At 73.3% G+C, this 26,325-nt stretch carries 23 protein-coding genes and 1 rRNA gene; 8 read left to right on the top strand and 16 right to left on the bottom strand.

Features of this window, described 5'->3' with window-relative positions; genetic code table 11:
- Positions 1-2: 2 nt before the first annotated feature.
- Genes FXF68_RS40970 through FXF68_RS40980 form a run of 3 tightly spaced genes read right to left on the bottom strand, consistent with a single transcriptional unit; the run spans position 3 to position 3,465 of the window.
- On the bottom strand, positions 3-920 hold the full coding sequence (locus tag FXF68_RS40970; RefSeq protein ID WP_246179223.1) for an ABC transporter permease: 918 nt from the start codon (positions 918-920) through the stop codon (positions 3-5).
- Positions 913-1,839 (bottom strand): ABC transporter permease, encoded by a 927-nt coding sequence (locus tag FXF68_RS40975; protein WP_148768213.1) that lies wholly within the window; start codon positions 1,837-1,839, stop codon positions 913-915. Before FXF68_RS40975 ends, FXF68_RS40970 begins: the two co-directional genes overlap by 8 nt.
- 6 nt (positions 1,840-1,845) lie before the next feature.
- A complete protein-coding gene (locus FXF68_RS40980; protein ID WP_148768214.1) occupies positions 1,846-3,465 on the bottom strand; it encodes a peptide ABC transporter substrate-binding protein in 1,620 nt (539 codons plus the stop codon).
- 209 nt (positions 3,466-3,674) lie between these two features.
- Between FXF68_RS40980 and FXF68_RS40985 the strand changes: the two genes are divergently transcribed.
- Positions 3,675-5,006, top strand: a complete 1,332-nt coding sequence (locus FXF68_RS40985; RefSeq protein WP_148768215.1) for a M20/M25/M40 family metallo-hydrolase — start codon at positions 3,675-3,677, stop codon at positions 5,004-5,006.
- A 31-nt stretch (positions 5,007-5,037) separates the two neighbouring features.
- Here the strand turns inward: FXF68_RS40985 and FXF68_RS40990 are convergent, their stop codons facing one another.
- The 3 genes from FXF68_RS40990 to FXF68_RS41000 form a co-directional block, all read right to left on the bottom strand.
- Positions 5,038-5,814: an ABC transporter permease gene (locus FXF68_RS40990; protein WP_148768216.1), complete on the bottom strand. Its 777-nt coding sequence runs from the start codon at positions 5,812-5,814 to the stop codon at positions 5,038-5,040.
- Positions 5,811-6,803: an ATP-binding cassette domain-containing protein gene (locus tag FXF68_RS40995; RefSeq protein ID WP_148768217.1), complete on the bottom strand. Its 993-nt coding sequence runs from the start codon at positions 6,801-6,803 to the stop codon at positions 5,811-5,813. Before FXF68_RS40995 ends, FXF68_RS40990 begins: the two co-directional genes overlap by 4 nt.
- A gap of 173 nt (positions 6,804-6,976) precedes the next feature.
- Positions 6,977-7,621 carry a PadR family transcriptional regulator gene (locus FXF68_RS41000; RefSeq protein WP_148768218.1) on the bottom strand — a complete coding sequence of 215 codons (645 nt, stop codon included), beginning with the start codon at positions 7,619-7,621 and terminating at the stop codon, positions 6,977-6,979.
- A gap of 102 nt (positions 7,622-7,723) precedes the next feature.
- Between FXF68_RS41000 and FXF68_RS41005 the strand changes: the two genes are divergently transcribed.
- Together FXF68_RS41005 and FXF68_RS41010 are read left to right on the top strand one after the other, a co-directional pair.
- Positions 7,724-8,614, top strand: coding sequence for a hypothetical protein (locus tag FXF68_RS41005; protein WP_148768219.1), 891 nt, complete (start codon positions 7,724-7,726; stop codon positions 8,612-8,614).
- A 104-nt stretch (positions 8,615-8,718) separates the two neighbouring features.
- Positions 8,719-9,774 carry an MBL fold metallo-hydrolase gene (locus tag FXF68_RS41010; RefSeq protein WP_148768220.1) on the top strand — a complete coding sequence of 352 codons (1,056 nt, stop codon included), beginning with the start codon at positions 8,719-8,721 and terminating at the stop codon, positions 9,772-9,774.
- A gap of 31 nt (positions 9,775-9,805) precedes the next feature.
- On the opposite strand, the gene FXF68_RS41015 is transcribed toward FXF68_RS41010, so the two are convergent.
- The gene (locus FXF68_RS41015) at positions 9,806-11,395 is read right to left on the bottom strand and encodes a substrate-binding domain-containing protein (RefSeq protein WP_148768221.1); all 1,590 of its coding nucleotides are present in this window, start codon (positions 11,393-11,395) and stop codon (positions 9,806-9,808) included.
- Positions 11,396-11,655: 260 nt separating this feature from the next.
- On the opposite strand from FXF68_RS41015, the gene FXF68_RS41020 reads away from it, so the two are divergent.
- Positions 11,656-12,294: a pyridoxamine 5'-phosphate oxidase family protein gene (locus FXF68_RS41020; protein WP_148768222.1), complete on the top strand. Its 639-nt coding sequence runs from the start codon at positions 11,656-11,658 to the stop codon at positions 12,292-12,294.
- Positions 12,295-12,400: 106 nt separating this feature from the next.
- Here FXF68_RS41020 and FXF68_RS41025 read toward each other — a convergent pair whose 3' ends face one another.
- Positions 12,401-12,589: a DUF5302 domain-containing protein gene (locus FXF68_RS41025; protein WP_148768223.1), complete on the bottom strand. Its 189-nt coding sequence runs from the start codon at positions 12,587-12,589 to the stop codon at positions 12,401-12,403.
- Positions 12,590-12,797: 208 nt separating this feature from the next.
- On the opposite strand from FXF68_RS41025, the gene FXF68_RS41030 reads away from it, so the two are divergent.
- Together FXF68_RS41030 and FXF68_RS41035 are read left to right on the top strand one after the other, a co-directional pair.
- A complete protein-coding gene (locus tag FXF68_RS41030) occupies positions 12,798-14,141 on the top strand; it encodes a cytochrome P450 family protein (protein ID WP_222870340.1) in 1,344 nt (447 codons plus the stop codon).
- Positions 14,142-14,218: 77 nt separating this feature from the next.
- Positions 14,219-14,635, top strand: coding sequence for a DUF2795 domain-containing protein (locus tag FXF68_RS41035; protein ID WP_148768224.1), 417 nt, complete (start codon positions 14,219-14,221; stop codon positions 14,633-14,635).
- Here FXF68_RS41035 and FXF68_RS41040 read toward each other — a convergent pair.
- From FXF68_RS41040 to FXF68_RS41070, 7 genes are all read right to left on the bottom strand, one after another.
- Complete coding sequence (locus FXF68_RS41040) at positions 14,629-16,635, bottom strand: aconitate hydratase (protein WP_148768225.1); 2,007 nt, start codon at positions 16,633-16,635, stop codon at positions 14,629-14,631. The two genes, FXF68_RS41035 and FXF68_RS41040, sit on opposite strands and share 7 nt — an antisense overlap.
- Positions 16,632-18,215 carry an FAD-dependent monooxygenase gene (locus tag FXF68_RS41045; RefSeq protein ID WP_148768226.1) on the bottom strand — a complete coding sequence of 528 codons (1,584 nt, stop codon included), beginning with the start codon at positions 18,213-18,215 and terminating at the stop codon, positions 16,632-16,634. Before FXF68_RS41045 ends, FXF68_RS41040 begins: the two co-directional genes overlap by 4 nt.
- A 133-nt stretch (positions 18,216-18,348) precedes the next feature.
- Complete coding sequence (locus FXF68_RS41050; protein WP_148768227.1) at positions 18,349-19,950, bottom strand: acyl--CoA ligase family protein; 1,602 nt, start codon at positions 19,948-19,950, stop codon at positions 18,349-18,351.
- A 119-nt stretch (positions 19,951-20,069) separates the two neighbouring features.
- Positions 20,070-20,924: a hypothetical protein gene (locus FXF68_RS41055; RefSeq protein WP_148768228.1), complete on the bottom strand. Its 855-nt coding sequence runs from the start codon at positions 20,922-20,924 to the stop codon at positions 20,070-20,072.
- Positions 20,925-21,011: 87 nt separating this feature from the next.
- Positions 21,012-22,319, bottom strand: coding sequence for a UDP-N-acetylglucosamine 1-carboxyvinyltransferase (murA, locus tag FXF68_RS41060; RefSeq protein ID WP_148768229.1), 1,308 nt, complete (start codon positions 22,317-22,319; stop codon positions 21,012-21,014).
- Positions 22,320-22,370: 51 nt separating this feature from the next.
- Positions 22,371-23,345, bottom strand: coding sequence for a hypothetical protein (locus FXF68_RS41065; RefSeq protein ID WP_148768230.1), 975 nt, complete (start codon positions 23,343-23,345; stop codon positions 22,371-22,373).
- 195 nt (positions 23,346-23,540) lie between these two features.
- A complete protein-coding gene (locus FXF68_RS41070; protein ID WP_148768231.1) occupies positions 23,541-24,131 on the bottom strand; it encodes a TetR/AcrR family transcriptional regulator in 591 nt (196 codons plus the stop codon).
- Between the two features lie 65 nt (positions 24,132-24,196).
- On the opposite strand from FXF68_RS41070, the gene FXF68_RS41075 reads away from it, so the two are divergent.
- Together FXF68_RS41075 and FXF68_RS41080 are read left to right on the top strand one after the other, a co-directional pair.
- Positions 24,197-25,423 (top strand): MFS transporter, encoded by a 1,227-nt coding sequence (locus FXF68_RS41075; protein ID WP_148768232.1) that lies wholly within the window; start codon positions 24,197-24,199, stop codon positions 25,421-25,423.
- 229 nt (positions 25,424-25,652) lie between these two features.
- Positions 25,653-26,147, top strand: a complete 495-nt coding sequence (locus FXF68_RS41080; protein WP_148768233.1) for a tetratricopeptide repeat protein — start codon at positions 25,653-25,655, stop codon at positions 26,145-26,147.
- Between the two features lie 60 nt (positions 26,148-26,207).
- On the opposite strand, the gene rrf is transcribed toward FXF68_RS41080, so the two are convergent.
- Positions 26,208-26,324, bottom strand: a 5S ribosomal RNA gene (gene rrf / locus FXF68_RS41085).
- Between the last annotated feature and the right edge of the window lies 1 nt (position 26,325).

Genomic DNA, 26,325 nt, shown 5'->3' on the forward strand with positions numbered 1-26,325 from the left:
CGTCACCGCAGTCTCGGGTCGAGGGCGTCGCGGACGGCGTCGCCGAGCATCAGGAAGCTGAGCACCGTCGCCGACAGGAACGCCCCCGGGAAGGCCAGCAGGTGCGGGTGGTCGACGACGAAGTCCTTGGCCTGGCCGAGCTGGAGGCCCCAGGACACCTCCGGGTACTGGAGGCCGACGCCGAGGAAGTCGAGCGTCGCCTCCCCCACGATCACGTGGCCGACGTTGAGCGTCGCGACGACGATCACCGGGGCGATCGCGTTCGGCAGCACGTGCCGGGCCATGATCCGCCGGTCGGACGCGCCGAGCAGCCGCGCCGCCTGCACGTAGTCGGCGTCCCGCACGGAGATGACCTGGCCGCGCATGATGCGGATCATCGTCGTCCAGCCGAGCAGGACGAGCACCAGCGTCATCGCCCACATGCCGTGCCCGGGGAACGCGACGAGGATCACCGTGGCGCCGAGCACGAACGGCAGCCCGAAGAACACGTCGGTGAGCCGGGCGATCAGCGCGTCCGCGACGCCGCCGAAGTACCCGGCGAGCGTCCCGAACAGCACGGCGATCAGCAGCGCGACCAGCGTGACGGCGGCGCCGATCAGCAGCGTCGGGCGGGCTCCGTGCACGACCTGCGCGTAGTAGTCGCAGCCCGCGAGGTCGGTGCCGAACCAGTGCGCGCCGGACGGCCCGAGCTTGGACACGTTCGGGTCGCAGCCCTCGTTCGGTCCCTTCGCGGTGAACAACCTGGGCACGGCCGCCATCAGCGTCACCAGCGCGAGGATCGCCGCCGATCCCCAGAACACCCAGCGGCGGCGAAGGTCGCGCCAGGCGTCGTCCCACAGCGAGGCGCGGCCGATCCCGCCGCCCGCGACCGCGACCGCCGCGCCGTCCGGCTCCAGCGCCGTCATCGGGCCCTCACTCATACCGGATCCTCGGGTCGAGGACGCCGTACAGCAGGTCCACGACCAGGTTGACCAGCAGGAAGATCAGGACCAGCACGGTGACCGCGCCGACCACCACCGGCCCCTCCTTGAGCTGGATGGACGTGAACACCTGCTGCCCGATGCCGGGCAGGTTGAAGATCCCCTCGGTCACGATCGCGCCGCCCATCAGGTTCCCGAAGTCGACGCCGAGGTAGGTGACGACCGGGATCAGCGAGTTGCGCAGCGCGTGCCGCCCGACGACCCGCGCCCGCGACAGCCCCTTGGCGTTGGCGGTGCGGACGTAGTCGGCGCGCAGGTTCTCGGCGAGGCTCGTCCGGGTCAGCCGCGCCACGTACGACAGGCCGAGCGAGCCGAGGACGACGCCGGGCAGGATGTAGCTCATCGGCCAGCCGTCGTCCGTCCCGGCGGTCGGGAAGATCTTCCAGTGCAGCCCGAACAGGAGCTGCGCCGTGTACCCGAGGACGAACACCGGCACCGCGATGACGAGGGTCGTCCCGCCGAGGACGAGCGTGTCGGCGAGCCTGCCCCGGCGCAGCCCCGCCCACGTGCCGAGCGCGATCCCGACCGCCATCTCGAAGATCCACGCGGTGAGCGCGAGCTGCGCGGTGACCGTCCAGCGGCCGCCGAGCATCTCCGACACGCTCTGACCCGTGTAGTTCTCGCCGAGGTCGCCGTGCGCGAGCCCCCACATGTACTTGCCGTACTGGATGAGCAGCGGGTCGTTCAGGTTGTACCGCTCGCGGAGCGTCTGCAGGACGTTCTCCGGGACGGGCTTGTCCCCGGCGAGCGCCTGGATCGGGTCGCCGGGCAGCGCGAACACCATCGCGTAGATCAGCAGCGTGGTGCCGATGAACACCGGGACCGCCTGGAGGAGCCGCCGGAGGGCGTAGCGCCACATCGCCGGTTACTTCACCGTCACTTCGTTGACGACCAGGCCGGTCGCCCACGGGGTGATGGTCACGTGGTCGACGCGGTCGGAGCGTCCGCCCTGGCCCGCCCACGTCCACAGCGGGATCATCGGCAGCTCGCGGACGGCGACGTCCTCGGCCCGCTGGTAGAGCCCGAGCGCGGCGGCGCGGTCGGGCGTCCGGTTGGCCTGGGCGATGAGGTCGTCGAACTCCTTGCTCTTCCAGCCCATGCGGTTGCTCCCGGAGCTCCACATGTTCTCCAGGTAGTTCTGGGCGCTCGGGTAGTCGGCCTCCCAGTTCTGCCGGTAGGGGCCCTTCTCCTCGTGCTTGTTCAGCATGGAGAAGTAGTCGGACGCGGGCACCTGCCGGAACTGGATGTCCTTGATCCCGAGGTTCTGCCGCAGCGAGTTCGCGACGATCTGCATCCATTGGGCGTAGGTCGGCTGGGCGTTGGAGAAGTACAGTTCCAGCGTCCCCTTGAACCCTCCGGCCTTCTGGAACAGTTGCTTCGCCTTCGCCGGGTCGAAAGTGCAGGCTTCGCCGCAGGCGTTCGGTCGGTGCCCCTCGATGATGGCGGGGAGGAGCGAGTCGGCGGGGAGGTAGTCGCCGTTGTAGACGGCCTTGTTGATGCCCTGCCTGTCGATCACCATCGAGATGGCCTTGCGCAGATCGGGGCTCGCGAACCGGGGGTCCCAGAGCGGGAATCCGAGGTAGTCCATCGTGCCCATCCTGCGGGGCAGGTACTGCTCGCCGAGCAGCCGCTTCGCCTCGGGCACCTTCGCGGCCGGGATCGTCTGCAGCACGTCGACGCGCCCGGCGCGCAGGTCGGTGTAGGCGGTGTCGGCGCTGGAATAGCTCTTCCAGACGACGCCCTTGTTCTTCGGCTTGCGCGGCCCGGTGTAGCCGTCGAACGGGACGAGCCGCACCTGCCTGTTGCGCTCCCAGTTCCCGTCCATCTTGTACGGGCCGTTGCCGATCGGATGGACGTCGAACGTCTTGAGGTCTTTCAGTCCGGCCTGCGGCATCGGCGCGAAAGCCGGATACGTCAGCAGGAGCGGGAACTGGTTGAACGGGTCGGTCAGCGTGACCTTGAGCGTGCCCTGGTCGACGACCTTCACGCCGGACAGCGTGTCGGCCTTCGGCTTCGCCTTCTCGTCCTCGGGGTTCATGTCGGCGTACCCCTGGAAATGCGAGAAGTAGTCGTTGGCCCCGTAGGCGTTCGGGCCGTAGGCGGCGTTGTTCCAGCCGTCCGCGAAGCTCCGCGCGGTCACCGGCTCGCCGTTGTGGAACTTCTGGCCCGGCCTGATCTTGATCGTCCAGACCTTCTGGTCGTCGCTGATCACCGACTCGGCGGCCAGGTTGTAGGACGTCCCGTCGGGCTTCAACCCGACCAGGTTGTCGAACAGGCCGCTGAGCACGTCGAACGAGTAGCTGCTCGTGGTGTTGCCCGGCACCAGGTGGTCGGGCTCGGGATGGCCCACCGTGAACGTGCCGTCGCTCGCGCCCGCGTCGCCCCCGCCGCACGCCGACAGGCCGAGCGCCGCGGCGAGCGCCGCCGCGGCGAGTCCGGCGGCCGTCCGGCGCGGCCCCCTTCCGGCACCCCTCTGGCTGGTCATGCTCCTCCTCGGTCCCTCGCAGGCCCCTCGCACCGTCGCGCCGCGGGCGCTTGGCCGCCCGCCGCACCTAGATTGCTGGCAGCGTCGTACTCGCGGTGACCGTTTGGATACGCCGCTGACGGAGTCGAAACCGGATCGAGACGTTCTTGATCATTCGTTGACACAGGTCAGCGGCTGAGGAAAATGAAGGTTTGTTCCGAAAGGGGTGGATGGGAGTGGAGGTGCGCGACGATTCACCGGGCGCCGAGCGGGCGGCGTCGGAAGCGGTCGAGATCTGCGCCGACCTGATCAACTTCGACACGACGAACCGGGGCGAGGGCGTGGCGCGGCCGGAGCGCCCGGCCGCCGAGCACGTCGCCGGGCTGCTGGACGAGGTCGGCGTCGCCCCGGTGGTCGTCGAGTCCGCGCCCGGCCGCGCGAGCGTGCTGGCCCGGCTGCCCGGCACCGATCCGACGCATCCGCCGTTCCTCGTCCACGGGCACCTGGACGTGGTGCCCGCCGACCCGGCCGAGTGGACCGTTCCGCCGTTCTCCGGGGAGATCCGCGACGGCTGCGTGTGGGGACGCGGCGCCGTCGACATGAAGGGCGCCCTCGCGATGACGCTGGCGACCGTCCGGCGGCGGCTGCGCGAGGGGCGGCGCACGCGCGGCGACCTGGTGCTGGCGTTCCTCGCCGACGAGGAGTGCACCGGCGAGTACGGCTCCCGGTACGTCGCCCGAGAGCACCGCGAGTTCTTCGCGGACTGCACAGAGGCGATCAGCGAGTCGGGCGGGTTCAGCGTCGAGGCGGGCGGCGCGCGGATCTACCCGATCGCGACCGGCGAGCGCGGCACCGCCTGGATGAAGCTGACCGCGCGCGGGACCGCCGGGCACGGGTCGAAGCCCGCGCCCGACAACCCGGTCGCCGAACTGGCGCACGCCGTGTCGCGGCTGGCCGCGCACGAGTGGCCGGTGCGGCTGACGCCGGGCGTCCGCGCCCTGCTGGACGGCCTGGCCGACGCCCTCGGCACGACCATCGACCACGACCGGCTGGACGCGGAGGCCGCGCGGCTCGGCGGCGTCGGACGCCTGTTCGCCGGGACGGTCCGCAACTCCGCCACCCCGACCCGGCTGGACGCCGGATACAAGGTCAACGTGGTGCCCGGCACGGCGTCCGCGCAGGTCGATGGACGTTTCCTGCCCGGCACCGGCGACGAGTTCCTCGCCACCGTCGACCGGCTCCTCGGCCCGAAGGTCACCCGCGAGTTCGTCAACCACGAGGAGGCCCCGGCGGCCGACCCGGAGGGCCCGACGTTCGCCGCGCTGGCCGCCGCGCTCCGCGCCGAGGACCCGGCCGCCCGCCCCGTCCCGTACGTGATGGCGGGCGGCACGGACGCGAAGTCGTTCCACCGGATCGGCGTCACGAGCTTCGGCTTCACCCCGCTGGCCCTCGGCGCGGACCTCGACTACTCCGGCATGTTCCACGGCGTGGACGAGCGCGTCCCGCTGGACGGGCTGGCGTTCGGCACCCGCGTGCTGGACCGCTTCCTCGACACCCGCTGAGTCACTACCGGCTGAGTCACTACCGGCTGAGTCACTGCGACCTCTGGTAGCTGCGGAACGAGAAGATCGCCAGGCTCACGGCCGCGACGGTCAGGACGAGCAGCCACGTCCCGTGCAGCGCGGCCGAGCCCCAGTCGGGGTCGTCGGACAGCGCGGCGCGGGCGGCGTCCAGCGCCCAGCTCACCGGGTTCGCCGCCGACACGTGCCGGATCCACGGCGGCATCAGGCCCTTCGCCATGAACGCCGACGACAGGAACGTGAGCGGCAGCAGCAGCATCACGTTCAGGCCGATGATCGTGTTCCGGTCGCGCACCAGCAGCGCGAGGGTGTTGGACAGCGCGGCGAGGACGACCCCGACCAGCACGGCCGCCGCGACGAGCACGGGCAGCCCCGCCGCCCCGCCCGGGTAGTGCGCGCCCGCCGCCCATCCCAGCAGGACGATCACCAGCGACTGGAACGCCGTGCTGATCGCCTGCTCGACGACGCCCGCGTTGGCGATCGCGCTGCGCCGCACCGGCGTGACGAGGAACCGGTTCAGGGTGCCGCGCTCGATCTCGTCCATGGTCGCCATCCCGGCGAACGAGTTCAGCGACACCGCGTTCATGATCACGACGCCCGGGACGATGTAGTCGATGTACGACTGAGTCCCGAACCCGGGCAGCTCAACGATCTTCTTGAACAGCTCGCCGAACAGGAACAGCCAGATCATCGGCTGCGCCAGCGTCAGCACGAGGACGGCCGGGTTACGGAGCAGCGCCGTCAGCCGCCGATGGGTCATCCACCAGGTACCGGTCACCAACGCGGTCATCGGGCACCTCCGGCGGCGGGCTCGGGGGTCTGCGCGGCGTCGGCGTGCGCGAACCGGCGTCCGGCGTAGCGGAGGTAGACGTCGTCCAGGGACGGCCGCGCGACGGTCGCCGCCGCCGCCGGGGCGCCCGCCTGGTCGAGCGCGGCGAGCACGGCGGGCACGGCCGCCGCCCCGTCGTCGGCGCGGGCGCTGAGCCGGGGCCCGTCCACGACGACCTCCCGGACGCCGGGCAGGCGGCCGAGCGCCTCGCGGACCAGCGCCTCGGGCGGCGCCTCCGCCCACTCCACGTGGACGGCGTCGCCGCGCAGCTCGCCCTTGAGCCCGTCGGGCGTTCCCTCGGCGACGACGCGCCCACGGTCGACGATCGCGAGCCTCTGCGCCAGCCGGTCGGCCTCCTCCAGGTAGTGGGTGGTGAGCAGGATGGCGAGGGCGTCGTCCCCGGCGAGCCGCGCGATCTCGGCCCACATCGAGGCGCGGGCCTCCGGGTCGAGGCCGGTGGTGGGCTCGTCCAGGAAGAGCACCTGCGGGCGGTGGACGAGCCCGAGCGCGACGTCGAGCCGCCTGCGCATCCCGCCCGAGTAGGTCTTCACCGGCCGGGACGCGGCGTCCTCCAGCCCGAACCGTGCGAGCAGCTCGGCGGCGCGGCGCCGGGCGTCTCCCCCGCCGAGCCCGTAGAGGCGCCCCTGCAGGACGAGGTTCGCGACGCCGCTCGCGTCCGGGTCGGCGCCGGAGCGCTGCGACACCACGCCGATGACGCGCCGCACCCGGTCCGGGCGGCGCAGCACGTCGTGCCCGGCGACGGCGGCGGCGCCCGCGTCCGGCCGGATCAGCGTGGTGAGGATCTTGACGGTGGTGGACTTGCCCGCCCCGTTCGGGCCGAGCAGGCCGAGGATCTCGCCCCGGCCGACGGTGACGGCGAGCCCGTCCAGGGCCCGGACGTCACCAGGATAGGTCTTGACGAGGCCCTCGGCCTCGATGGCGTGCGCCATGGTCGTCTCCGTGATGGTCGTCTCGGTGTTTCGGAAGGCGTGCCGGACGGAGCGACCCGGATAGGCTTGAACTGCGTGCTCGCCGCCCGGGCCGCGCTCCGCGCGGGTTCTCGGCGGTGGGTTCTCCGGCCCGGCGGACGGTGTTGCCGCACCGCCGCCGGGCCTCTCTCGCGCTACTCCCCGGCCGCTCCCCTCTCCGCCAGCTCCCTGAGCTCCGGCGGGAGCTCCCCGGTCTCGTGGAAGGCCCGCCAGAGGTCGAGGTTCGGGAGGGTGCCGTCCTCGATCTCGGCGAGGAAGCCGCGCACCCACGCGATCTCGGCGCGCCTGATCGCGAGGTCGTACTCGGTCTCGATCAGGAAGAGCCGGGGGACGTCGGACGCGGCCGCGAGACCGGCCTCGTCGTCCGCGATCTGCCGCTCCATCAGGTCGAGGCGGCGGCGCAGCAGGGCGGCGGTCTCGTCCGGGCCGAGCGCGCCGAGGACCGACAGCCCGGCCTCGAACCGGGGCCGCTCCCGGACGGGCTCCCCGATCAGCTCCCGGACCCAGTCGGCCAGCTCGTCGCGGCCCGCGTCCGTGATGCGGTAGACGGTCCGCTCCGGGCGGGCGCCCTTGCGGTCGCTGCCCTCCACGGCGAGGAAGCCGTGCTTCTCCAGGTTGCCCACGACGGTGTAGAGCGAGCCCCACTTGATGTCCATGTCGTGCTCCTTGCCGCGAGCGCGCATCAGGGAGGCCATCTCGTACGGGTGCATCGGCCTGGCGGAGACGGTCGACAGCACGGCGAGCCCCAGCAGGTTGCTCACCTTGCGCCGCTTGGCCATCACGCCTCCTCGTGGACGAGTACTCGCAGACGAGTATATGTTCGGCGGACCGGTCCCGTCCAGGCCGGTCGGGGACGGCGCGGGACGGGTAAAGATCGGAACGTGGACTTCACCAGCGCCGCCGGCGAGCTGTACGGCGTCCCGCCCGCCGGGTTCGTGGCCGCACGGACGCGGCTCGCGGGCGAGGCGAAGGCGGCGGGCGACGGGGCGCTCGCCAAGCGGATCGGGGCGCTGCGCCGCCCGACGCTGTCGGCCTGGGCGGTGAACCTGCTCGCCCGCTCGGCCGCCGACGACCTCGCGGACCTCCTCGACGTCGGGGACGAACTGCGCGCCGCCTGGGGAACGGGCGGCGGCCTAGGCGACCTGGAGCAGCGCCGGGCCCGGCTCGTGCGGACGCTGGTCCGCGCGGCGGGCGACCTCGCGGCGGACGCGGGCAACCCGCTGCGCGAGCAGGCGCTCCGCGAGGTGGAGGACACCCTCCAGGCCGCCACCGTGGACGCGGACATCGCCGAGGAGGTCCGCGCGGGACGGCTGGCCCAGCCGCGCAGCCACTCGGGGTTCGTCCCGGCCGGGTTCCCGATGGCCCCGCCGGAGCGCGCCGAGCCGCCCGCCGGAGAGAAGCCGCCGAAGAAGGACAAGAAGAAGAAAAAGGAAAAGGAACGGGAGCAGCCCGCTTCCAACGTCACCCGCACGAGCACCGCCCGCGCCCGGCGGGCCGAGACGCTGGGCAGACGCGCCGAGGAGGCGGAGCGCAAGCTCGCCGAGCGCGAGGCGCGGGCGGACGAGGCGCGGCGGGAGGCCGACGAGGCGTCCGCCAGGGTCGGGCGGCTCCGCCACGAGCTGGACGAGGCCGTCGCCGCCCGGGACGCCGCGATCCGCCGGGCCGAGCGGGCCGAGCAGAACCGGACGCGGGCGGCGGAGGCGGCGCGCGAGGCCCGCGACGCCGCCCGGGACGCCCGCCGCGCCGCCGACCGCGACGCCCGGCACGGCTGACCCGCCGCACCGGCCCCGCTCCGGGCCGGAGGGTCACGATGAAATAAAGTCGGGCCGAACGTCATTCCAGTTACGGAAGATCAGGCGGACGAGGGGAGCGCGCGGTGACGGCACCGGTCGTGGAGCAGCCGACGGACTGGACCGAACCGGGCGCCCATCCCGTGGCGGCGGGCGTGCACCGCGTCCCGCTGCCGCTGCCGATCCCCTCCCTGCACGCCGTCAACGTGTACGTGATCGAGGACGCCGCCGGCCTCGTCGTGATCGACTCCGGCTGGGCGATGCCGGACGCGCGGGCGTCCCTGGCGGACGGCCTCCGCTCCCTCGGCCACCGCCTGGACGACGTGACGCAGTTCCTCGTCACCCACGCCCACTGGGACCACTACTCGCAGGCCCTCGCGCTGCGCGAGTCGTTCGGGACGCGGGTGCGCATCGGGCGGGGCGAGCGTCCGTCCATCGAGGCGTTCGACACGAGCAAGGGCCTGCACCCGCGCCAGGTGGAGCTGCTGCGCCGCTGCGGCGCGGACGCGCTGGCCGCCGAGATCGCCGGGATGGCGGTCCAGCGGTCCGAGCAGGACGTCCCGCACACCCTCCCCGACGCCTGGCTGGACGACGGCGAGCGGGTCGCGCTGGGCGGGCGCGGCCTGGACGTGTTCGCCACGCCCGGCCACACGCGCGGCCACGTCGTCCTGCGGGACGCGGCGGCCGGGCTGCTGTTCGCGGGCGACCACGTCCTGCCGCACATCACGCCGTCCATCGGGCTGGAGACCGAGCCGGAGCGCAAGCCGCTGCGCAGCTACCTGGACTCGCTGCGGCTGGTCCGCGGCATGCCCGACACGCTGCTGCTGCCCGCGCACGGGCCGGTCGCGCCGAGCGTCCACACCCGCGTCGACCAGTTGCTGGAGCACCACGCCGAACGCCTGGACGCCGCCGCCGAGCGGGTCCGCGCGGGCTGCCGGACGGCCTTCGAGGTGGCCGCCGCCATGCCCTGGACGCGCCGCCGCCGCGCCCTGTCCGACCTGGACGCGTTCAGCCGGATGCTGGCCGTCCTGGAGATCGACGCGCACCTGGACGTCCTCACCGACCAGGGCGTCCTGGACGCGCACGAGGACGGCGCGGGGCGCGGCGGGCCCGGCGTCCGCCGCTACGCGCCCCGCGCCTGACCGGCGGGCGCGCTCCGCGTGCCGCCCGGCGTCAGCAGTTCGGCGTGCAGACGCGCCGGGACATCGCCTCCAGGAGCAGCCGCCTGCTCTCCTGGGGCGTCCGCGCGACCTGGACGACGCCGTGGGTGGCCTCGGCGAGCCGCGTCAGCAGGTTCACGTCCACGTCCTCGCCGAAGCCCTGGAGGATCACCTGGACGGGCTGCGTCGGGTCGTACTCGGCTTCGAGGCCGGCGAGGGTCTGCGCGAAGCTCGGCCCGCCCTCGTCGTCGTTGCGGCCGTCGGTGAACACGAGGACGGTGTTCACCATCTCCGGCTTGTAGCCGCGCTTCATCTCGCGGAACGCGGCGAGCAGCGACTCGTACAGCCCGGTGTCGCCGTCGCGCCGCACCCGGAGCGCGCCGAGGTCGGTGAGGATGCGCTGCCGCTGGGTGACCGACCCGACGCGGTCGCCGAGCGGCGCGATCGGCACCCGCTCCGCCCAGTCGCGGGAGCCGCGGAGCCGGGTGGAGAACTCCCAGACGCCGAGTTCGCTGTCGTCGGCGAGCAGTTGCAGCCCGGCCTGCCCGACGTGGGCGGTGGCCTGGAGCCGGTCGAGGCCCGGCGCGACCCGCTCCGCCATCGAGCCGGACACATCGAACAGGACGAGCAGCCGGGTGGGCAGGGCGAGCCGGGCGTACGCCTCCGCGACGCGGCGGACGTCGGCCGTCCCGGGCGGCCGCGCGCCCTCCTGGTCGTCCGGGTCGAATCCCAGTCTCCGCACGTCCTCGCGGGTTTCGCGGGCGAGGAGCACACGTTCGAGCCGTTTCGCCGCCGACACCCGGCCGCGGTCGCGGGTGACGATCGTGAACGGGTAGTCGAGCGACAGCGTGCCCTCGTTCGGGACGCCGCCGTACGCGCGCGGGCCGAGGCCGCGCCGGTTGTGCTCGAACACCGCCTGCTCGGACGCGACCACGACCGCGCCTCCCTCGACGGCGTCCTTCGAGCCGAGCGCCTCGTCCACGGTCGGCGCGGTCGTCTCCCGGACGGCGCGGACGAGCCCGGTGAACACGGCCCGCCCGTCCGGGACGACCGCGAGCAGCCGGTCGGCCATCAGCAGCGCCGCCAGCCCGACCGCGCTCCTCGTCGGGTCCGGGACCTGCGGGCGCGGCCCGGCCGGACCGGTCGGCGGGCGCTCGCTGACGGCGGCGGCGGCCGGTCCGAGCAGCAGCTTCCAGGACGGGTCGGCCGGCGCCGCCGTCGCGAGGACGATCGGGCTGCGCGCCACCGATCCGCCGGTGTACGAGGGCTTGGCGAAGGCCGTCCAGAAGGTCGAGTCGGGGATCCAGGCGTCCGGTCGCGCGCCCTCGTCCCGGCCGGACAGGGACGTGCTCACCGCCGCCGGGTCGACGCCCTGCAGCCGGACCCGCGCGCAGGTGCCGGTGGAGCGTTCGAAGCGGCGGGCCGCGCCGTCCAGGCCGGGCAGGAGCTCCGGGGCGACGGCGACGTCCAGGGTGATGCGGTCCTCGGAGGCGCAGCCCGCGATCTCGGCGAACGCGTAGGCGCCGACACCGGTGAGGACCAGCACGCCCGCGGCGGCGGCGAGGATCGGGACCAGCCGCCGGCGCGGCGAGCGTCCGTTCATCGATGCCTCGTTTCACCCAGGGTCACCATTCACGGAGACGGTCCATTAGATGAAAACGGCGAGAAAGCTGTCAAGATTAGTCAAACTTCTCTTCTGTATCGCTTGAATAACCGCCGATCGCACAGGCACCCGGTTTCGGCGCGAGCGGAATGACAATGGCGTACCGGCTGGAATGTCCGGCGCGGGCCGGACCCCGGGGCGGGACGTCCGAAAGCTGCCCGGTTAGGCTGATCTTCCGATTCTCGGCGGAAGGAGGGGCGATGCCGGTCGCCTCCGAGTTCACTGCGATCACGTCCCCCGGCGAGCTGCGCGAACTGCTCGGCGCGCCGATGCCGCGGGCCGTCACGAAGGAGCGCACGGTGCTGCACGAGCGGGACCGCGACTGGCTCGCGCAGTCGCCGTTCTGCCTCATCGCGACCGCCGACGCCGAGGGGAACTGCGACGTGTCCCCGAAGGGCGACCCGCCGGGGTTCGCGCACGTGCTGGACGACACGACGATCGTCGTCCCGGACCGGCCGGGCAACCGCCGCGCCGACGGCTTCCTCAACATCCTCGCCAACCCGCGCGTCGGACTGATCTTCCTGATCCCGGGACGCGGCGAGACGCTGCGGATCAACGGGCGGGCGACGCTCGTCCGGGACGCGCCGTTCTTCGACGACCTGGTCGTCAAGGGGCACCGGCCGTCCCTCGCGCTGGTCGTGGAGATCGAGCAGATCTTCTTCCACTGCGCGAAGGCGCTGATGCGCTCGAAGCTGTGGAAGCCGGAGACGTGGGAGCCGGACGCATTGCCGTCGCACGCGCGCCTCGTGAAGGAGATGCAGCCCGTCGACGAGACCGTCGAGGAGCTGGAGCACTACTACTCCGAGGCCAACTACTCGAAGAAGCTGTACCAGAGCTGAGCCGGGACGCCTCCCCGCGGCCGGGCGCCCGGCTCCGGGGAGGCGCGCGCCCGCGGAGACGGGCGGACCCCCGCGCCGTCCTCGCGGGGGTCGGCGGCGGGCGGGATCAGCCGCTCTTGCGGCGGAACTGCCGCTGCCGGTCGGCGCGGTCGTGCGTCCCCCGCACCTTCGAGCCGCTCCGGCCGGAGCCGCCGGTGTTCTTGCCCGCTTCCCCGCGCTTGCGCTCCAGGGCCTCCCGGAACCTGCGCTTCACGTCGTCCTCGCCGTTCTCGGGTTCTCCTGACGACTCGGCCATGCGGACCTCCAGCTCTCGGTCATAGGGGCATCCCTAGCCTCACATACCCCGGGCGCCGGGGTCATCCGGGCCCCCGTACGCGCCCGACTTGCAGAGATTCCCGCAGAAACGGTCCGAATGTGAACGTTCTTCTCTAAAGTCTATGCTCGTGGAACCCCCGAACATGCGTGCGGAGTCCCAGGCAGGGACCGCATCCGCCCATCCTCCGTTGGAGTCGCTCGCCGTCCGACCGCTGCTGAACCGCGACTACGAGTCCCGTCCGGCCCTCTTCTACGAGCGGCTGCGCCTGGAGTACGGGCCGGTCGCGCCCGTCGACGTGCTGGGCGTGCCGGTCTGGCTCGTCATCGGCTACGCGCAGACCCTCGACATCCTGCGCGACACCCGCGGCGTCTGGAGCCGCAGGCTGGACTCGTGGCGCGCCTACCGGGAGGGCTCGGTGCCGCCCGACTGGCCGATGCTGCCCCTGGTGGAGACCGGCCACTCGACGTTCATGGACGGCGCCGACTCCACCCGCCTGCGCAGCGCGTGGAGCGCCGGGCTGCGTCCCTTCCAGGACCGCACCCGGCCCGAGGCCAAGGACATGGAGCGGGACGTCCGGCGGCACGCCGACGAGCTGATCACCGTCCTCGCCGAGAACGGCCGGACCGGCTGGGCCGACCTGTCCGCCCAGTATGCGCGCCCGCTGCCGCTGCTCGTCATGGGGCGGCTGCTCGGCGAGACGCCCGGCTACGACGAGCTGATCATGGACCTGTGGCGGGCGATCGACGCGGGCCCGGACTCCGGCGAGGCGTGGGGCCGGGTGCACGCGAAGATGGCCGCCGTGTGCGCGGCCCGGAAGGTCTCCCCCGGCCGCGACCTGCCGTCGTTCATGCTGGCCGCCGTCCCGGACCTGACGGTCGAGGAGCTGACCCGCGAGATGGCGCTGATGGCGGGCGTCGTCGGCGACGTCACCGGCACGCTCATCTGCAACACCATCACCGAGGTGCTGATCGGCGAGACCGGCGCCCGGGACAGCCTGTCGGCGGGCATGATCCAGGAGGCGATCAACCGCGCCGCCGCGGCCCACCCGCCGTTCGCGAACCTGCTGCCCCGCTGGCCCAAGGTCGACGTGCGCGTCGGCCGGTTCCAGATCGCGGCCGGGGACGCGGTGATGGTGTCGCCCGCCGCCGCGCACCTCGACCCGGCGTTCACCGGCGGCGCCGGGCCCGACTCGATCTACAGCTCCCGCGCGCACCTCGCGTGGAGCGCGGGCGGGCACGCCTGCCTCGGCCGCGACCTCGCGACGTCCATCACGACGATCGCGGTGGAGCGGCTGTTCGAGCGGTTCGCCGGGCTTCGGCTCGCGCTGCCGCCCGACCAGCTGCCGTGGCGGTCGTCGCCGATCATGCGGGGGCTGCGGTCGCTTCCGGTCACCTACGAGCTGGGCGCCGACCAGCCCGTGCCGCCCGCCGCGGAGGCGGAGCGGGCCGAGCCCGCCGCCTCCGGCGACGGGACGCGGCAGGAGTCGCTGGTCCGGCGCGTCCTGCGGTTGATCCGCCTGTCCCAGTCCTGACGGCTCGCGCCCGGGCGGATGTTTGGGGGCGTCCGCCCGGGAATGGCCTGTCCCCTACGCGCCACGGAGGACGGACGATGCGAGACCAGAGCGACCAGAGCGACAAGCACAGCCCGAGGCTGGACGACGAGATCGGCCGCGAGACGCAGGGCATGGTCACCGGCGGCCACCCGACGCACGCCGAGGAGTTCAAGGAGACCGAGCCGTACTCCGACGACTACCCCGCCGATCCGGAGACGGCCACCGCGTCCGACCGCGAGGGCTCCCCGCCCGGTATGAGCGCCCAGGACGTGGAGCGCCGCAGCGCCCTCGCCCGGATGCTCACCGGCGTCCGGTATCCGGCGCGGCCGAACGAGCTCGTCCGGCACGCGGCCGAGGCGGGCGCGCCGGGCGACGCCCTCGACGAGCTGCGGGGGCTGCCGAAGCGGGAGTACGAGAACGTCGCCGACGTGGCCGAGGAGCTCGGCTACGGCCGCGAGGAACGCCGCTACTGACGCCCTGAGCGCTTCCTGGCGGCGCGTTCGCGCAGCAGCGGGATCTGGCCTCCGGCGGCGACCAGCTCCCGCTGGCGGGGCGAGAGGCGGTGCCGCGCCCGGTACGCCTCGTCCCGGGTGACGTTGCGGACCTCGATCTCCGCGCCGGACTCCAGCGCGTCGCGGACGCCCGCCACGCGCAGCACGTCCCCCTGCCCGACCCGGCCGTAGTCGCCCTCGTCGGCGAACTCCAGCGGCAGGACGCCGAAGTTGACGAGGTTCTGCCAGTGGATCCGCGCGTAGGCGCGGGCGAGGACGAGCCGCAGCCCCAGGTGGCGGGGCGCGATCGCGGCGTGCTCCCGCGACGACCCCTGCCCGTAGTTGCGCCCGCCGACGACGGCGTGCGGCCCGGCCTCCCGCGCCCGGCGCGGGTAGTCCTCGTCGAGCCGGGTGAACGCGAAGTCGGCGAGCCGCGCGATGTCGCTGCGGAACGGCAGGGCGCGGGCGCCCGCCTGGAGGATCTCGTCGGTCGACACGTCGTCCCCGACCTTGATGACGACGGGGACCTCGAGGTCGTCGGGCAGCGGGTCCAGCTCGGGCAGGACGCCGATGCTCGGCGCCCGCTCCAGCTCGACGCGGCGCGCCTCGTCCTCCGGCGGCGGGGCCTCCAGCAGGTCGCGGCCGGGACTCGACCGCTCCGGCAGGTCCACGGCGGGCGGGGCCGCGCCGAGGTCGCGCGGGTCGGTGATCCGGCCCGTGAGCGCGGCGGCCGCGGCGGTCTCCGGCGAGCAGAGCCAGACCCGGTCGTCGGCGGTGCCGGAGCGTCCGGGGAAGTTGCGCGGGAACGTCCGCAGGCTGTTGCGGCCGATCGCGGGCGCCTGGCCCATGCCGATGCAGCCGAGGCACCCGGCCTGGTGGATGCGGGCGCCCGCCTGGATCAGGTCGGCGGACGCGCCCATCCGGGTCAGGTCGAGCAGGATCTGCCGGGACGTCGGGTTCACGTCCAGCGACACCTCCGGGACCACCTGGCGGCCCCGGACGATCGCGGCGACGGCGGCGAAGTCGCGCAGCCCCGGGTTCGCCGACGACCCGACGACCACCTGGTGGACGTCCTCGCCCGCCACGTCCCGGACCGGCACCACGTCGCCCGGCGAGCCGGGACGCGCGATCAGCGGCACCAGCTCCGACAGGTCGATCTCGTCCTCGACGTCGTAGGACGCGCCCGGATCGGCGGTGATCTCGGTGAAGTCGTCGGCGCGCCCCTCGCCGCGCAGGAAGTCGAGCACCCGCCCGTCGGCCGGGAACACCGACGTCGTCGCGCCCAGCTCGGCGCCCATGTTCGCGATGACGTGCCGGTCCATCGCGGTCAGGGACGCGAGCCCCGGCCCGTGGTACTCGATGATCCGGTTGACGCCGCCGCGCACGCCGTGCCGCCGCAGCATCTCCAGGATCACGTCCTTCGCGCTCAGCCAGGGCGGCAGCTCCCCGGTCAGCCGGACGCCCCAGATCTCCGGCATCGTCAGGTGCAGCGGCTCCCCCGCCATCGCGAGCGCCGTCTCCAGCCCGCCGACGCCGATCGCGAGCATGCCGAGCGACCCGGCGGCGCAGGTGTGCGAGTCCGAGCCCGCGAGCGTCGCGCCCGGCACGCCGAACCGCTGCATGTGCGTCGGATGCGAGACGCCGTTGCCCGGCCGCGAGTACCAGAGCCCGTACCGGCGGCACGCCGACCGCAGGAAGATGTGGTCGGCCATGTTCCGCTCGTCGGCCTGGAGCAGGTTGTGGTCGACGTACTGGACGGACACGTCCGTGCGGACGCGGTCCAGGTCGAGCGCCTCCAGCTCCAGCATCACCATCGTGCCGGTCGCGTCCTGGGTCAGGGTCTGGTCGACGCGCAGCCCGATCTCGGCCCCCGCCGCCATCTCGCCGCTCACCAGATGCGCGGCGATCAGCTTCCGCGCGACGTTATCCCCGCCGCCCCTGTCGTCGCGCGCGACGTTCCGGCCCCCCGTGCCGTCCGTCATGGTCGTGTCCTCCGCTCCTCCCGGGCCGCGGCGTCCCCGGGGACGCTCCCGATGTGCTCCGGCCCCCGCACGGGCCGTTCGGTGGGACGCCCGCACCAGTGGCTCAGCGCGTCCCTGATCGCCGCGGCCCGCCGGTCGGGCGCGGTCTCGTCGGTCGCCCACGCGATGTGGCCGTCCGGGCGGACGAGCGCCGTCGTGCGGGTCGCGGCGCCCGCGAGCGCACAGTGCACGCGGCCCGCCCACCGCTTGGTCGCCAGGTAGGTCACCGCCGGGTCGTTCGCCGCGACGACCAGCACGAACTGCCCGTCGCCGAGCAGCTTGCAGAGCCGTCCGGGGCTGCCCGCGAGGACGACGTCGGGCGCCCGCCGCCCGGCGAGGCGGTGCGCGCCGCGCGGCGCCGGGTAGGCGATGTCGATGCCGGAGACCGCGCCCGCCAGCCGCCGCGCCACCGGCGGGACGCGCACCGCCGCCCACGCGCCGGCCGTCCGGGCGAGACGCAGCCAGCGCGGCTCGACGAGCATGGCGTTCAGCATCGCGCCGCTGCCGCGCAGGACCTGCCGCCCGACCGGGCGCCGCTCCTCGTCGTAGCTGTCGAGCAGCCACGACGGCGCCCAGCCCCACAGCTCCGCGGCGAGCTTCCAGCCGAGGTTCGCGGCGTCCTGCAGCCCGGTGTTCATTCCCTGCCCGCCCGCCGGGGAGTGGACGTGCGCCGCGTCGCCCGCGAGGAACACCCGTCCCACCCGGTAGCGCGGGACCTGCCGCTCGTCGCTGTGGAACCGGGACGTCCAGACCACGTCGTGGACGCCGTGGTCGGAGCCGAGCGCCCGGCGGACCGTGTCGCGCAGCTCGCCCACGTCGACCGGCTCGGAGTCGGGCGGCTGGTGGCGGCGGTTCCAGGCGATGACGCGGTGGCGGCCGTCCCCGAACGAGACGAGGAACGCGAACGCGTCCCCGACCGCGTTCCCGAACAGCGGGGCGGCGGGCGCGTCGCGGAGCCGGACGTCGGCGAGCATCACCGACCGGACGACCGCGCGCCCCGGGAACGGCAGCCCCAGCTCGCGGCGGACCGTGCTGTGCACGCCGTCCGCGCCGACGACGTAGGACGCGCGGCGCGTCGCGATGCCGCCGTCCGCGGTCCGGACGTCGACCTCGACGCCCGCCGCGTCCTGGCGGAGCGCGACCGCCTCCGCGCCGTGCGCGATGTCCGCGCCCGCCGCGAGGACGCGTTCGCGCAGCACCCGCTCCGTCTCGTACTGCGGCGTGACCAGCATGAACGGGAACCGTCCGGGGAGCCGCCGCAGGTCGAGGCCGGTCCTGCCGAGCACCCGCAGGACGTCGGCGCGCGTGCCGGTCGCGATCAGCGCATCGGCGACGCCGCGCGTGTCGAGGAGTTCGAGCGTCCGGGCGTGGACGGCGACCGCCCGCGTCAGGTTCGACTCCGCCGCCGCGCGCCGCTCCAACACCGTGCAGCGGATCCCGGCGGCGGCGAGGTCCCCGGCGAGGAGGAGCCCGGTGGGACCCGCCCCGACGATCAGCACGTCCCCGGCGGGCTTCCCGGTCGGCTTGCCGGTGGGCGGCATCGCGGTCCCCTCTCGGCCTCGGCGGCGGGTCCGGCCCCTGGCGGTGGGAACACTTCCCGAGAACCGGCGGTCCTCACATGCCGGAAGGCCCGCGCCGCAACGGGTTCGGCGGCCCCGCGCGCGGCGCCCCGCGTCAGCCCTGGACGCGCCGGTCGCGGCCGGCCCACTCCTTCTCGCGGAGCTGGAACTTCTGGATCTTCCCGGTGGACGTCTTCGGCAGCTCGGCCACGAACTCGACCCGGTCGGGCGCCTTGAACCGGGCGAGGCTCTCGCGGACGTGCCCGACCAGCTCCGCCTCCGTCGCCGCGTGTCCGTCGCGCAACACGACGAACGCCTTCGGGCGCTCGCCCCACTTGTCGTCCGGGACGGCCACCACCGCGACCTCCAGCACGGCCGGATGCGAGTCGATGGCCCGCTCCACCTCCACGGTGGAGATGTTCTCGCCGCCGGAGACGATGATGTCCTTGGACCGGTCGCGCAGCTCGACGTAGCCGTCCGGGTGGCGGACGCCGAGGTCGCCGGAGTGGAACCAGCCGCCGCGGAACGCCTGCGCGGTGGCCTCCTCGTCCCGGTGGTAGCCCTTCATGACGTTGTTGCCGCGCATGACGATCTCGCCGAGCGTCTCGCCGTCGGCGGGGACGTCGCGCATGTCGGCGTCGACGACGCGCAGGCCGTCCGTCTGGACCATGCCGACGCCCTGCCGGGCGAGCAGCCGGGCGCGCTCGGCGCCGTCCAGGCCGGGCCAGCCGGGCTGCGGCTCGCACACCGAGTACGGCCCGTACGTCTCCGTCAGCCCGTATACGTGGACGATCTCCGCGCCGAGATCCTCCATCCGCGCGATGATCTTCGGGCTGGGCGGCGCGGCCGCCGTCGTGACGGTCAGCGGCCGGGGCAGCGGATGCGCCTCGGGCGCGTTCGCGATCGTCACGAGGACGGTCGGCGCTCCGTTCAGGTGCGTGACGCCCTCGGCGTCGATCAGCCGCCACACCTCCCCGGCGTCAACGGCGCGCAGGCAGATCTGCGTCCCGCCGACGGCGGCGAGCGCCCACGGCGTGCACCAGCCGTTGCAGTGGAACATGGGGAGCGTCCACAGGTAGACGCTGCCGGGCGTGTGCCGCGAGTGGAGCACCTCGCCGAGCGCGTTCAGGTACGCGCCGCGGTGGGTGTAGACGACGCCCTTCGGGTGTCCCGTCGTGCCGGACGTGTAGTTGATGGAGATGGCGGCGTTCTCGTCCTGGACGCCCCAGTACGGCGGGTCGTCCGAGCCGCGCGCCAGCAGGTCGGCGTAGGCGATGCCGCCGACCGCCGGGTCGGGGCCGGCCCCGGCCGCCGGGATCGTGACGACCTCCGGCAGGCCCCCCGCGAGCGGCGCGACGGACGGGTGCAGCCCAGCGTCCACGACCAGCGCCTTCGCGCCCGAGTGGGCGACGATGTAGCGGATCTCGTCCGGGGCCAGCCGCGTGTTGATCGCGACGAGGACGGCCCCGGCCAGCGGCACGCCGAAGTGCGCGACGAGCAGCTCCGGCACGTTCGGCGCCAGGTAGGCCACCCGGTCGCCCGGCCCGATCCCGGACGCCCGCAGCGCGTTCGCGAGCCGGGTCGCCTCCGCCGCGAACTCCGCGTAGGTGGTGCGGCGGTCCCCGTGGACGAAGGCCGTCTTGCCGGGGAACACCTCCGCCGACCGTTCGAGGAACGCGAGCGGCGTGAGCGCCGTATAGCCCGGGCCGTTCTCCATCGGGAGCCTCCGTGCCGTCGGCCGGGGCGCGCGCGCCTCGCGCGCGGGCGCCCTCGGCGCGGGTGTGCCCTGCGTCCCAAGGATCGCACGGCCCGCCGCCGCGCTCCGGGCGTCGCAGGTCAGTTGCGTGTCAGGAGCGAGACGGCCCGCACGGTCGCGTATCCGCTCCATTCCAGCTCGGCGGCGGGCGAATAGCTCGCGAAGTCGACGCGCCAGCCGCCGTCCTCGCCCTGCTGCCGGTCGAGGCGTTCGAGTTCGGCGGCGATGACGCCGTCCTTGAACAGGGACCTGGCCGGGCGTCCCGGATACGGGGCGAAGTCCAGGGGGCGCATCATCTCGTCCTCAAGCCCGCCCTCGACGTGGACGCGCCCGTCCTCCGGCATGTGCGCGCCCAGCAGCTCGACGGTCTCGACGTCCTCGACGGCGTCGGCCAGCAGGAGCGCGAACGCCAACTCCAGGGCGTGCAGCTTCTTCTTCGTCCGGACGGTGTCGAGGCAGTAGCGCGTCGCGCGGTCGAGCCAGGGATGCGCCGCGACCGCCGTGTCGTGGACCGCGACCCGGTGCGCCGTCGCCGCGACGATCGAGGTGATCTGCAGCGAGGACGTCTCAGTGTCGGCGTTCGCCCAGAACGGCGCGCATCCGGCGGGGTCGGGGATGGGCAGCGCGAACGGCACGCCGCCGTCCGGCAGCGACACCGACTCGAGCCAGTCGCAGAGCGCGACCGCCTCGGGGACGGTGACCGGCGCCAGTTCCTCGAACACCTCGAACGCGTGCAGCGCGGAGCCGGGCTGGCTCGTCCTCGACCGGAGGTCGGGTTCGAGGCCGTTGCCGTAGCCGCCGTCGGGGTTGCGGTAGGCGTTCAGCGCGGCGCGCAGCGCGTCCCTGTCGCCCTCGCCGGTCAGCAGCTCGAACCGCCGCCGGTCGAGCATGCGGGCGTGCGTGGACATGAAGTCGATGGCCTTAGTGAGGTTCATCCCTCCAGCGTGGCCGCCGGAGCCCCGGCGGTCTTGTAGCTTTCGGCCATGGCCAGGTGAAATGCGCGGCGGGAGACGCGGCCGCGGTCAGGCGGCGGACGCGCGCAGGGGCAGCCCGAGCGCGCGGAACTGCTCCACCGGACGGTGGTAGCCGCGCTCGATGTGGTGCACGCCGCGCAGCGTCGACGGCCCCTCGGCCACCGCCGCCGCCAGCACCGCCGAGAACCCGGCGCGGATGTCGGGCATCGTCACGTCGCCGCCGCGCAGCTTCGTCACGCCCCGGACCACCGCCGAGTGCAGCGCCGCCGTGTCGTGGTACCGGCACGCCGGACCGCCCAGGCACGTGTCGTAGACCTCGATCTCCGCGCCCATGCTCTGCAGCGCCGGGACGTACGCGAGCCGGTTCTCGTACACGGTCTCGTGCAGCACCGACATCCCGTCCGCCTGCGTGAACAGCACCATCAGCGGCGTCTGCCAGTCCGTCGCGAACCCGGGGTGCGTGTCGGTCTGGACGGCGGCGGGACGAAGCCCGTCCGGCGCCGACGCCATGATCCAGTCATCGGTGATCTCGAACTCGGCGCCCATCCGGGCCAGCGTCGTGATCGCCGTGACGAGCCGGTCCTGCGGGCAGCCGTGCACCCGCACCTCGCCGCCCGTCACCAGGCCCGCGACCAGGTAGGAGAACGCCTCGATGCGGTCGCCGTCGAGCCGGGTCTGCGCGCCGCTCAGCCGCTCGACGCCCTCCACGACGATCCGCCGGTCCGGGGCGAACGAGATCCGCGCGCCCATCCGCTGCAGGAACAGCGCCAGCTCGATGATCTCCGGCTCGGTGGCCGCGTTCCGGATGACGGTCTTGCCCGCCGCCCGGACGGCCGCGAGCAGCACCGTCTCCGTCGCGCCGACGCTCGGGTAGGGCAGCTCGATCTTCGTCCCGACCAGCCGGGACGCGCGGGCGTGGATGCCGTCCGCGGCGATCGTCACCTCGGCGCCGAACGCGCGGAGCGCGTCCACGTGGAAGTCGACCGGGCGCCGCCCGATCGGGTCGCCGCCGACCAGCGGGACGAACGCCTCCCCCGCCCGGTGCAGCAGCGGCCCGAGCATCAGGATCGGGATGCGGTTCAGGCCGGTGAACGCCTTGTCGATGCTCGGGTCGGACACCGCCTCCGGGACGACGACGACCTCCCCGTCGGACCGCTCGACGCCCATCCCGACGTGCTCCAGCATGCCCGCCGTGATGCCGACCTCGCCGACGTCGGGCGCGTTCCCGATCGTGCTCGGCCCCTCGCCGAGCATGGCCGCGACCATGTGCTTGCTGACCGCGTTCTTGGCGCCGCGGACGGTCACGTCCCCGCGCAGCGGCCCGGACGGCTCGATCTGCCACAACTTCTCAGCCACCCGAGCAGCCTACGGCGTCCCGCCCGAACTCACCGCGAACGAGACGAACATTCATCGCGAACGGGACGAACTCCGCGCCTCCTGGATCGCCGGCGGGGTGTCCTCGTCGCCGATCTCTTTCGCGGCGACCTTCTCGAGGAATTCGGTGGCGGCGACCTGGTAGGGGGCGAGGGCGTCCAGGATGTCGCGGGTGTTCTGGATACGGTCCTCGTTGATGGTGAAATGACCGGCGTCCGCGACCGCGTCCTCCTGGTCGTTTCCGGGAATGACGACGCCGACGATCCCGCCCTTGTCGGTGACGAGGGCGCGGTCGCTCGTCAGGCATTTCTGGTGCAGCGGCGGCACCGTTTCCGCGATGACCACGTGCAGGACGATTCCCGCGTCGAGCTGCTCGCGGAGAACGTCCACCATGGCCGCGTCGACCTCGCTTTCCGACAGCACCAGAATCCGGTTGAGCACGAGGTCGTTCCGGGCGATCGCGGCCCGCTCGGTGGCGAGGTAGGTGGTGTCGCGGCCGGTCCACCAATAGTCGTTTCCGGTGGCGCTGAGCGCCGTCATCTCGATCAGCGCGGGCAGGATTCCGGGACGGAACTCCTGCCGCCGTCCGAGCGGCGACTGGCCGTTGGCGAGGTCGCGCATCTCCTCGGTGAACGCGCGCTGCCGCGCCTCGCGGAGCTTCAGCAGGATCGCGCTGTTGCGCCGGTCGATGAGCGTCCACTGCTCGGCGATCTCGCGGATGAAGGCGTGGCAGGCGGGCGGCGCGTCGGCCAGCGATTTCGTGATGGCGAGGGCGGCGGATATCTCCTCAAGGCTTTTCCGGTCCTGGTGGATGCTCTCCTCGCGCCGGAAGAAGGCGTCGATGACCAGGGTGAGATTGACGCTCGCGAGGGTGACGATCAGGGCGAGGCGCCCATTGGTGCCGCCCGCTCCCGCGACCAGCGTCACGCTTCCGAGGACGATCGACAAAAGACCGCCGAACACGAGCCGACCGCGCTGCCACGGGACCGCCGATTTCCGCTCCGCCATCGCTTCGACTCCTCGCGGTTCAGGCGTGCCCGTCCGGCGCCGTGGCGGTCGTCGTCGACGCGCTGTCCCCCCGCGTCCCGCACCCCGCGCCCGCGACAGTTTTTCAGCACCGCGCCCCGGCGTCTGTGCGTTTCGCCACATTGGACCCTAAACAGCCATTCTCCGAATCGGACGCCTCCACCCAAGGCGGGGAGGTCAGGACGCGGGGGCGTTTTCCGTCCATGAGTCGGCGAGCGCGCACAGTTCGTCGAGCGCCGCCTCGACGCGCTCCCGGTCGCCGGTGGCGAGGAAGTCGGTCTGCAGTCCGCCGTACGCGCCGTTGAGGTAGGTGGCGTGGACGCGGGCCCGCTCGGGGTCGAGTCCCCTCGCGACCAGGGCGCCGGCGACGAACTCGGCCCGATCGGTCAGGAACGCCGGAACCCGGTCGCCGAGCCGCCCGGCCGCCGCGAGCCCCTCGATCTCGCGGAGGAGCCGGGTGCGCGCGATGCTCTCGGGCGCGAGGTGGCGGCGCCACGAGTCGCGGACGATCGCGCCGATCCCCCGGGACGTGTCGTCCCAGCCCTCGGTCGCGCGCAACTGCTCGTGCTGGACCTCGTCCAGGCGTTTCAGCAGCGCGGCGAGCAGGTCGTCCTTGTCGGCGAAGTGGTGGGTCAGGACGCGCGTGCTCTGTCCGAGCGCCTGCGCGATGGGCCGCATCGACAGGCCGGACATCCCGTGCTCGGCGAGATGGTCGAGCACCGCGTCGAGGATCTCGGTGCGGCGGTTCGGGTCGCGCGGCCTGGCCACGGCTGGCGTCTCCTTCGGGTCCGGGACGACCATCCTATAGGGAAACGAGTGTTACCTTAATGGCCATGCGCCTCCTCACCCGATCTCCCACGGGCGGGCTCCGCCTGGCCGCGCTCGCGCTGACCGCCTTCACCCTCCAGACGGACGACTTCGTGATCGTCGGCGTGCTGCCGTCCATCGCGCGCGGCCTGTCGGTCGGCGAGGCGGCCGCCGGGCAGCTCGTCACCGTCTTCTCCGTGATCTGCGCCGTCGTCGCCCCGGTCGCGGCGGTCGCCACCGCGTCGTGGCCGCGCCGCCGCCTGCTCCTCGCCGGGATGGCGCTGTTCTGCGCGGCCAACCTCGCGGTGCCGTTCGCCTCGTCCTACGGCGCGCTGATGGGGCTGCGCGTGCTGGCGGCGCTCGCCGCGGCGGTCGTCCTCCCGGCGGTGTTCGCGACCACGGCCGCCCTCGCCCCGCCCGGACGGCAGGGCCGCGACCTCGCCACCGTGATGGCCGGGCTGACCGGCGCGGTCGTCGCCGGGGTCCCGTCCGGGACGTGGATCGGCGCCGCGTTCGGCTGGCGCGCGACGTTCGTCGCGGGCGGCCTGCTGGGCGTCGCCGCGCTGGCCTTCCTGCGGGTCGCGGTGCCGGACGTCCCGTCCCCGCCCGCGGCCGGGGTGGCGGAGCGGCTGCGTCCCCTCGCACGTCCCGGGCTACTGTTCGTGCTGCTCGCCGCCGTCGTCGCGGTGCTCGGGAACCTGCTGTTCCAGACCTATCTGGGCCCGTTCCTGGCGGACGCGGCGGGCGTCGGCGCGACCGGTCTCGGCGGCCTCCTCCTGCTCGCCGGGGCCGGGGGCATCGCCGGAGCGCGGTTCAGCGGCACGCTCGTCGACCGCATCGGGCCCGCGCGGACGTTCACGCTGGCGATCTCCGTCTTCACCACGGCCATGGCGGGCCTCGCCCTGTTCTGGACGGTGCGTCCCGTGCACGTGGCACTCGTCGTCGTACCGCTCGTGCTGTGGTCGGCCGCCGCGTGGGGAGTGCCGCCGCCCGTGCAGGCACGCGCCCTCGCCTTCGCCGGGGACGACGCCGGGCCGCAAGCGCTGGCGCTGGTCAGCAGCTCGGTGTACCTGGGCGCGGCGCTGGGTGCCGGTCTCGGCGGCTGGCTCCTGGACGCATTCGGCTCCGGGCCGCTCCCCGTCGCCGCGGCGGCCTGCGCTCTCTCCGCTCTGGCCTTCTCCGCGCTGGCCGGACGGTCCGTCCCCGATCCCGCCCGGCGGCGAAGCACCGATGCCCGGAAGGCGAAGGTCTGAGCCTTCGTCGCGATGGTGGCCGCGCCGGTGCGAGGTGTGTGGGTTGGCACCGGCGCGACCATGCGCTCGACGTTCGTCGAGCGGTCCAATTCTCCACCATCGCACGTTGCATGATCGTTGTACCCCCGCTTCAACGGAAAGTGCGCACGTCGGGGCACCTGAGCGGAATCCCCTGTGCGGCACCGGCTCCCACGGACGCCGCTTCGCGCGGGGCACCTATCCTGGTGCGATGATCAACGCGGCGCCGGACTGGGAACGTCGGATCGACGAACTCTGGGACACCTTCGACGAATACGAGCCCGATGAGTTCCTCGCCAAGGTCAAGGAACTGGCCGGCGAGCTCCCGGACGGAGACGCGACGGCCCAGTACGAACTTGCCTCGGCTCACGACTCGATCGGCAACGAGGCCGAGGCCGCCATTCATTACCGGCAGGCGTTCGCCGCCGGTCTGACCGGCCCCCGCCGGCGCCAGGCGACCATCCAGTTCGCCAGCACTCTCCGGAATCTCGGCCAGGCGGAGGAAAGCGTCGCTCTCCTCACCGCGGAACGAGACGCCGCCTCCGACGAACTCGACGACGCGGTCACCGCGTTCCTGGCGCTGGCGCTCACCGATCTCGGACGCGACCGCGAGGCGGTCTCCCTGACGCTCGGTGCGCTCTCCCGCCATCTGCCGCGCTACAACCGCTCACTCTCCAACTATGCGAAAGCGCTGCTGGATAAGTAACAAGCCTCATAAATGAGAAAGGCCCCGCCGGTATCGGCGGGGCCTTTCTCATTAATATGTGTCCGGCGGTGTCCTACTCTCCCACACAGTCTCCCATGCAGTACCATCGGCGCTGAAGGGCTTAACTTCCGGGTTCGGGATGGGACCGGGTGTTTCCCCTCCGCCAAAACCACCGAAC

Origin of the sequence: Actinomadura decatromicini (genome assembly GCF_008121305.1) — a bacterium.
Lineage (GTDB): Bacteria > Actinomycetota > Actinomycetes > Streptosporangiales > Streptosporangiaceae > Spirillospora > Spirillospora syzygii.

Bases quoted from the DNA above. Each gene is read 5' to 3' on its own strand.
- FXF68_RS40970 (WP_246179223.1), bottom strand. From the start codon at position 920: ATGAGTGAGGGCCCGATGACGGCGCTGGAGCCGGACGGCGCGGCGGTC.
- FXF68_RS40975 (WP_148768213.1), bottom strand. From the start codon at position 1,839: ATGTGGCGCTACGCCCTCCGGCGGCTCCTCCAGGCGGTCCCGGTGTTC.
- FXF68_RS40980 (WP_148768214.1), bottom strand. From the start codon at position 3,465: ATGACCAGCCAGAGGGGTGCCGGAAGGGGGCCGCGCCGGACGGCCGCC.
- FXF68_RS40985 (WP_148768215.1), top strand. From the start codon at position 3,675: ATGGGAGTGGAGGTGCGCGACGATTCACCGGGCGCCGAGCGGGCGGCG.
- FXF68_RS40990 (WP_148768216.1), bottom strand. From the start codon at position 5,814: ATGACCGCGTTGGTGACCGGTACCTGGTGGATGACCCATCGGCGGCTG.
- FXF68_RS40995 (WP_148768217.1), bottom strand. From the start codon at position 6,803: ATGGCGCACGCCATCGAGGCCGAGGGCCTCGTCAAGACCTATCCTGGT.
- FXF68_RS41000 (WP_148768218.1), bottom strand. From the start codon at position 7,621: ATGGCCAAGCGGCGCAAGGTGAGCAACCTGCTGGGGCTCGCCGTGCTG.
- FXF68_RS41015 (WP_148768221.1), bottom strand. From the start codon at position 11,395: ATGAACGGACGCTCGCCGCGCCGGCGGCTGGTCCCGATCCTCGCCGCC.
- FXF68_RS41020 (WP_148768222.1), top strand. From the start codon at position 11,656: ATGCCGGTCGCCTCCGAGTTCACTGCGATCACGTCCCCCGGCGAGCTG.
- FXF68_RS41025 (WP_148768223.1), bottom strand. From the start codon at position 12,589: ATGGCCGAGTCGTCAGGAGAACCCGAGAACGGCGAGGACGACGTGAAG.
- FXF68_RS41035 (WP_148768224.1), top strand. From the start codon at position 14,219: ATGCGAGACCAGAGCGACCAGAGCGACAAGCACAGCCCGAGGCTGGAC.
- FXF68_RS41040 (WP_148768225.1), bottom strand. From the start codon at position 16,635: ATGACGGACGGCACGGGGGGCCGGAACGTCGCGCGCGACGACAGGGGC.
- FXF68_RS41045 (WP_148768226.1), bottom strand. From the start codon at position 18,215: ATGCCGCCCACCGGCAAGCCGACCGGGAAGCCCGCCGGGGACGTGCTG.
- FXF68_RS41050 (WP_148768227.1), bottom strand. From the start codon at position 19,950: ATGGAGAACGGCCCGGGCTATACGGCGCTCACGCCGCTCGCGTTCCTC.
- FXF68_RS41055 (WP_148768228.1), bottom strand. From the start codon at position 20,924: ATGAACCTCACTAAGGCCATCGACTTCATGTCCACGCACGCCCGCATG.
- FXF68_RS41065 (WP_148768230.1), bottom strand. From the start codon at position 23,345: ATGGCGGAGCGGAAATCGGCGGTCCCGTGGCAGCGCGGTCGGCTCGTG.
- FXF68_RS41075 (WP_148768232.1), top strand. From the start codon at position 24,197: ATGCGCCTCCTCACCCGATCTCCCACGGGCGGGCTCCGCCTGGCCGCG.
- FXF68_RS41080 (WP_148768233.1), top strand. From the start codon at position 25,653: ATGATCAACGCGGCGCCGGACTGGGAACGTCGGATCGACGAACTCTGG.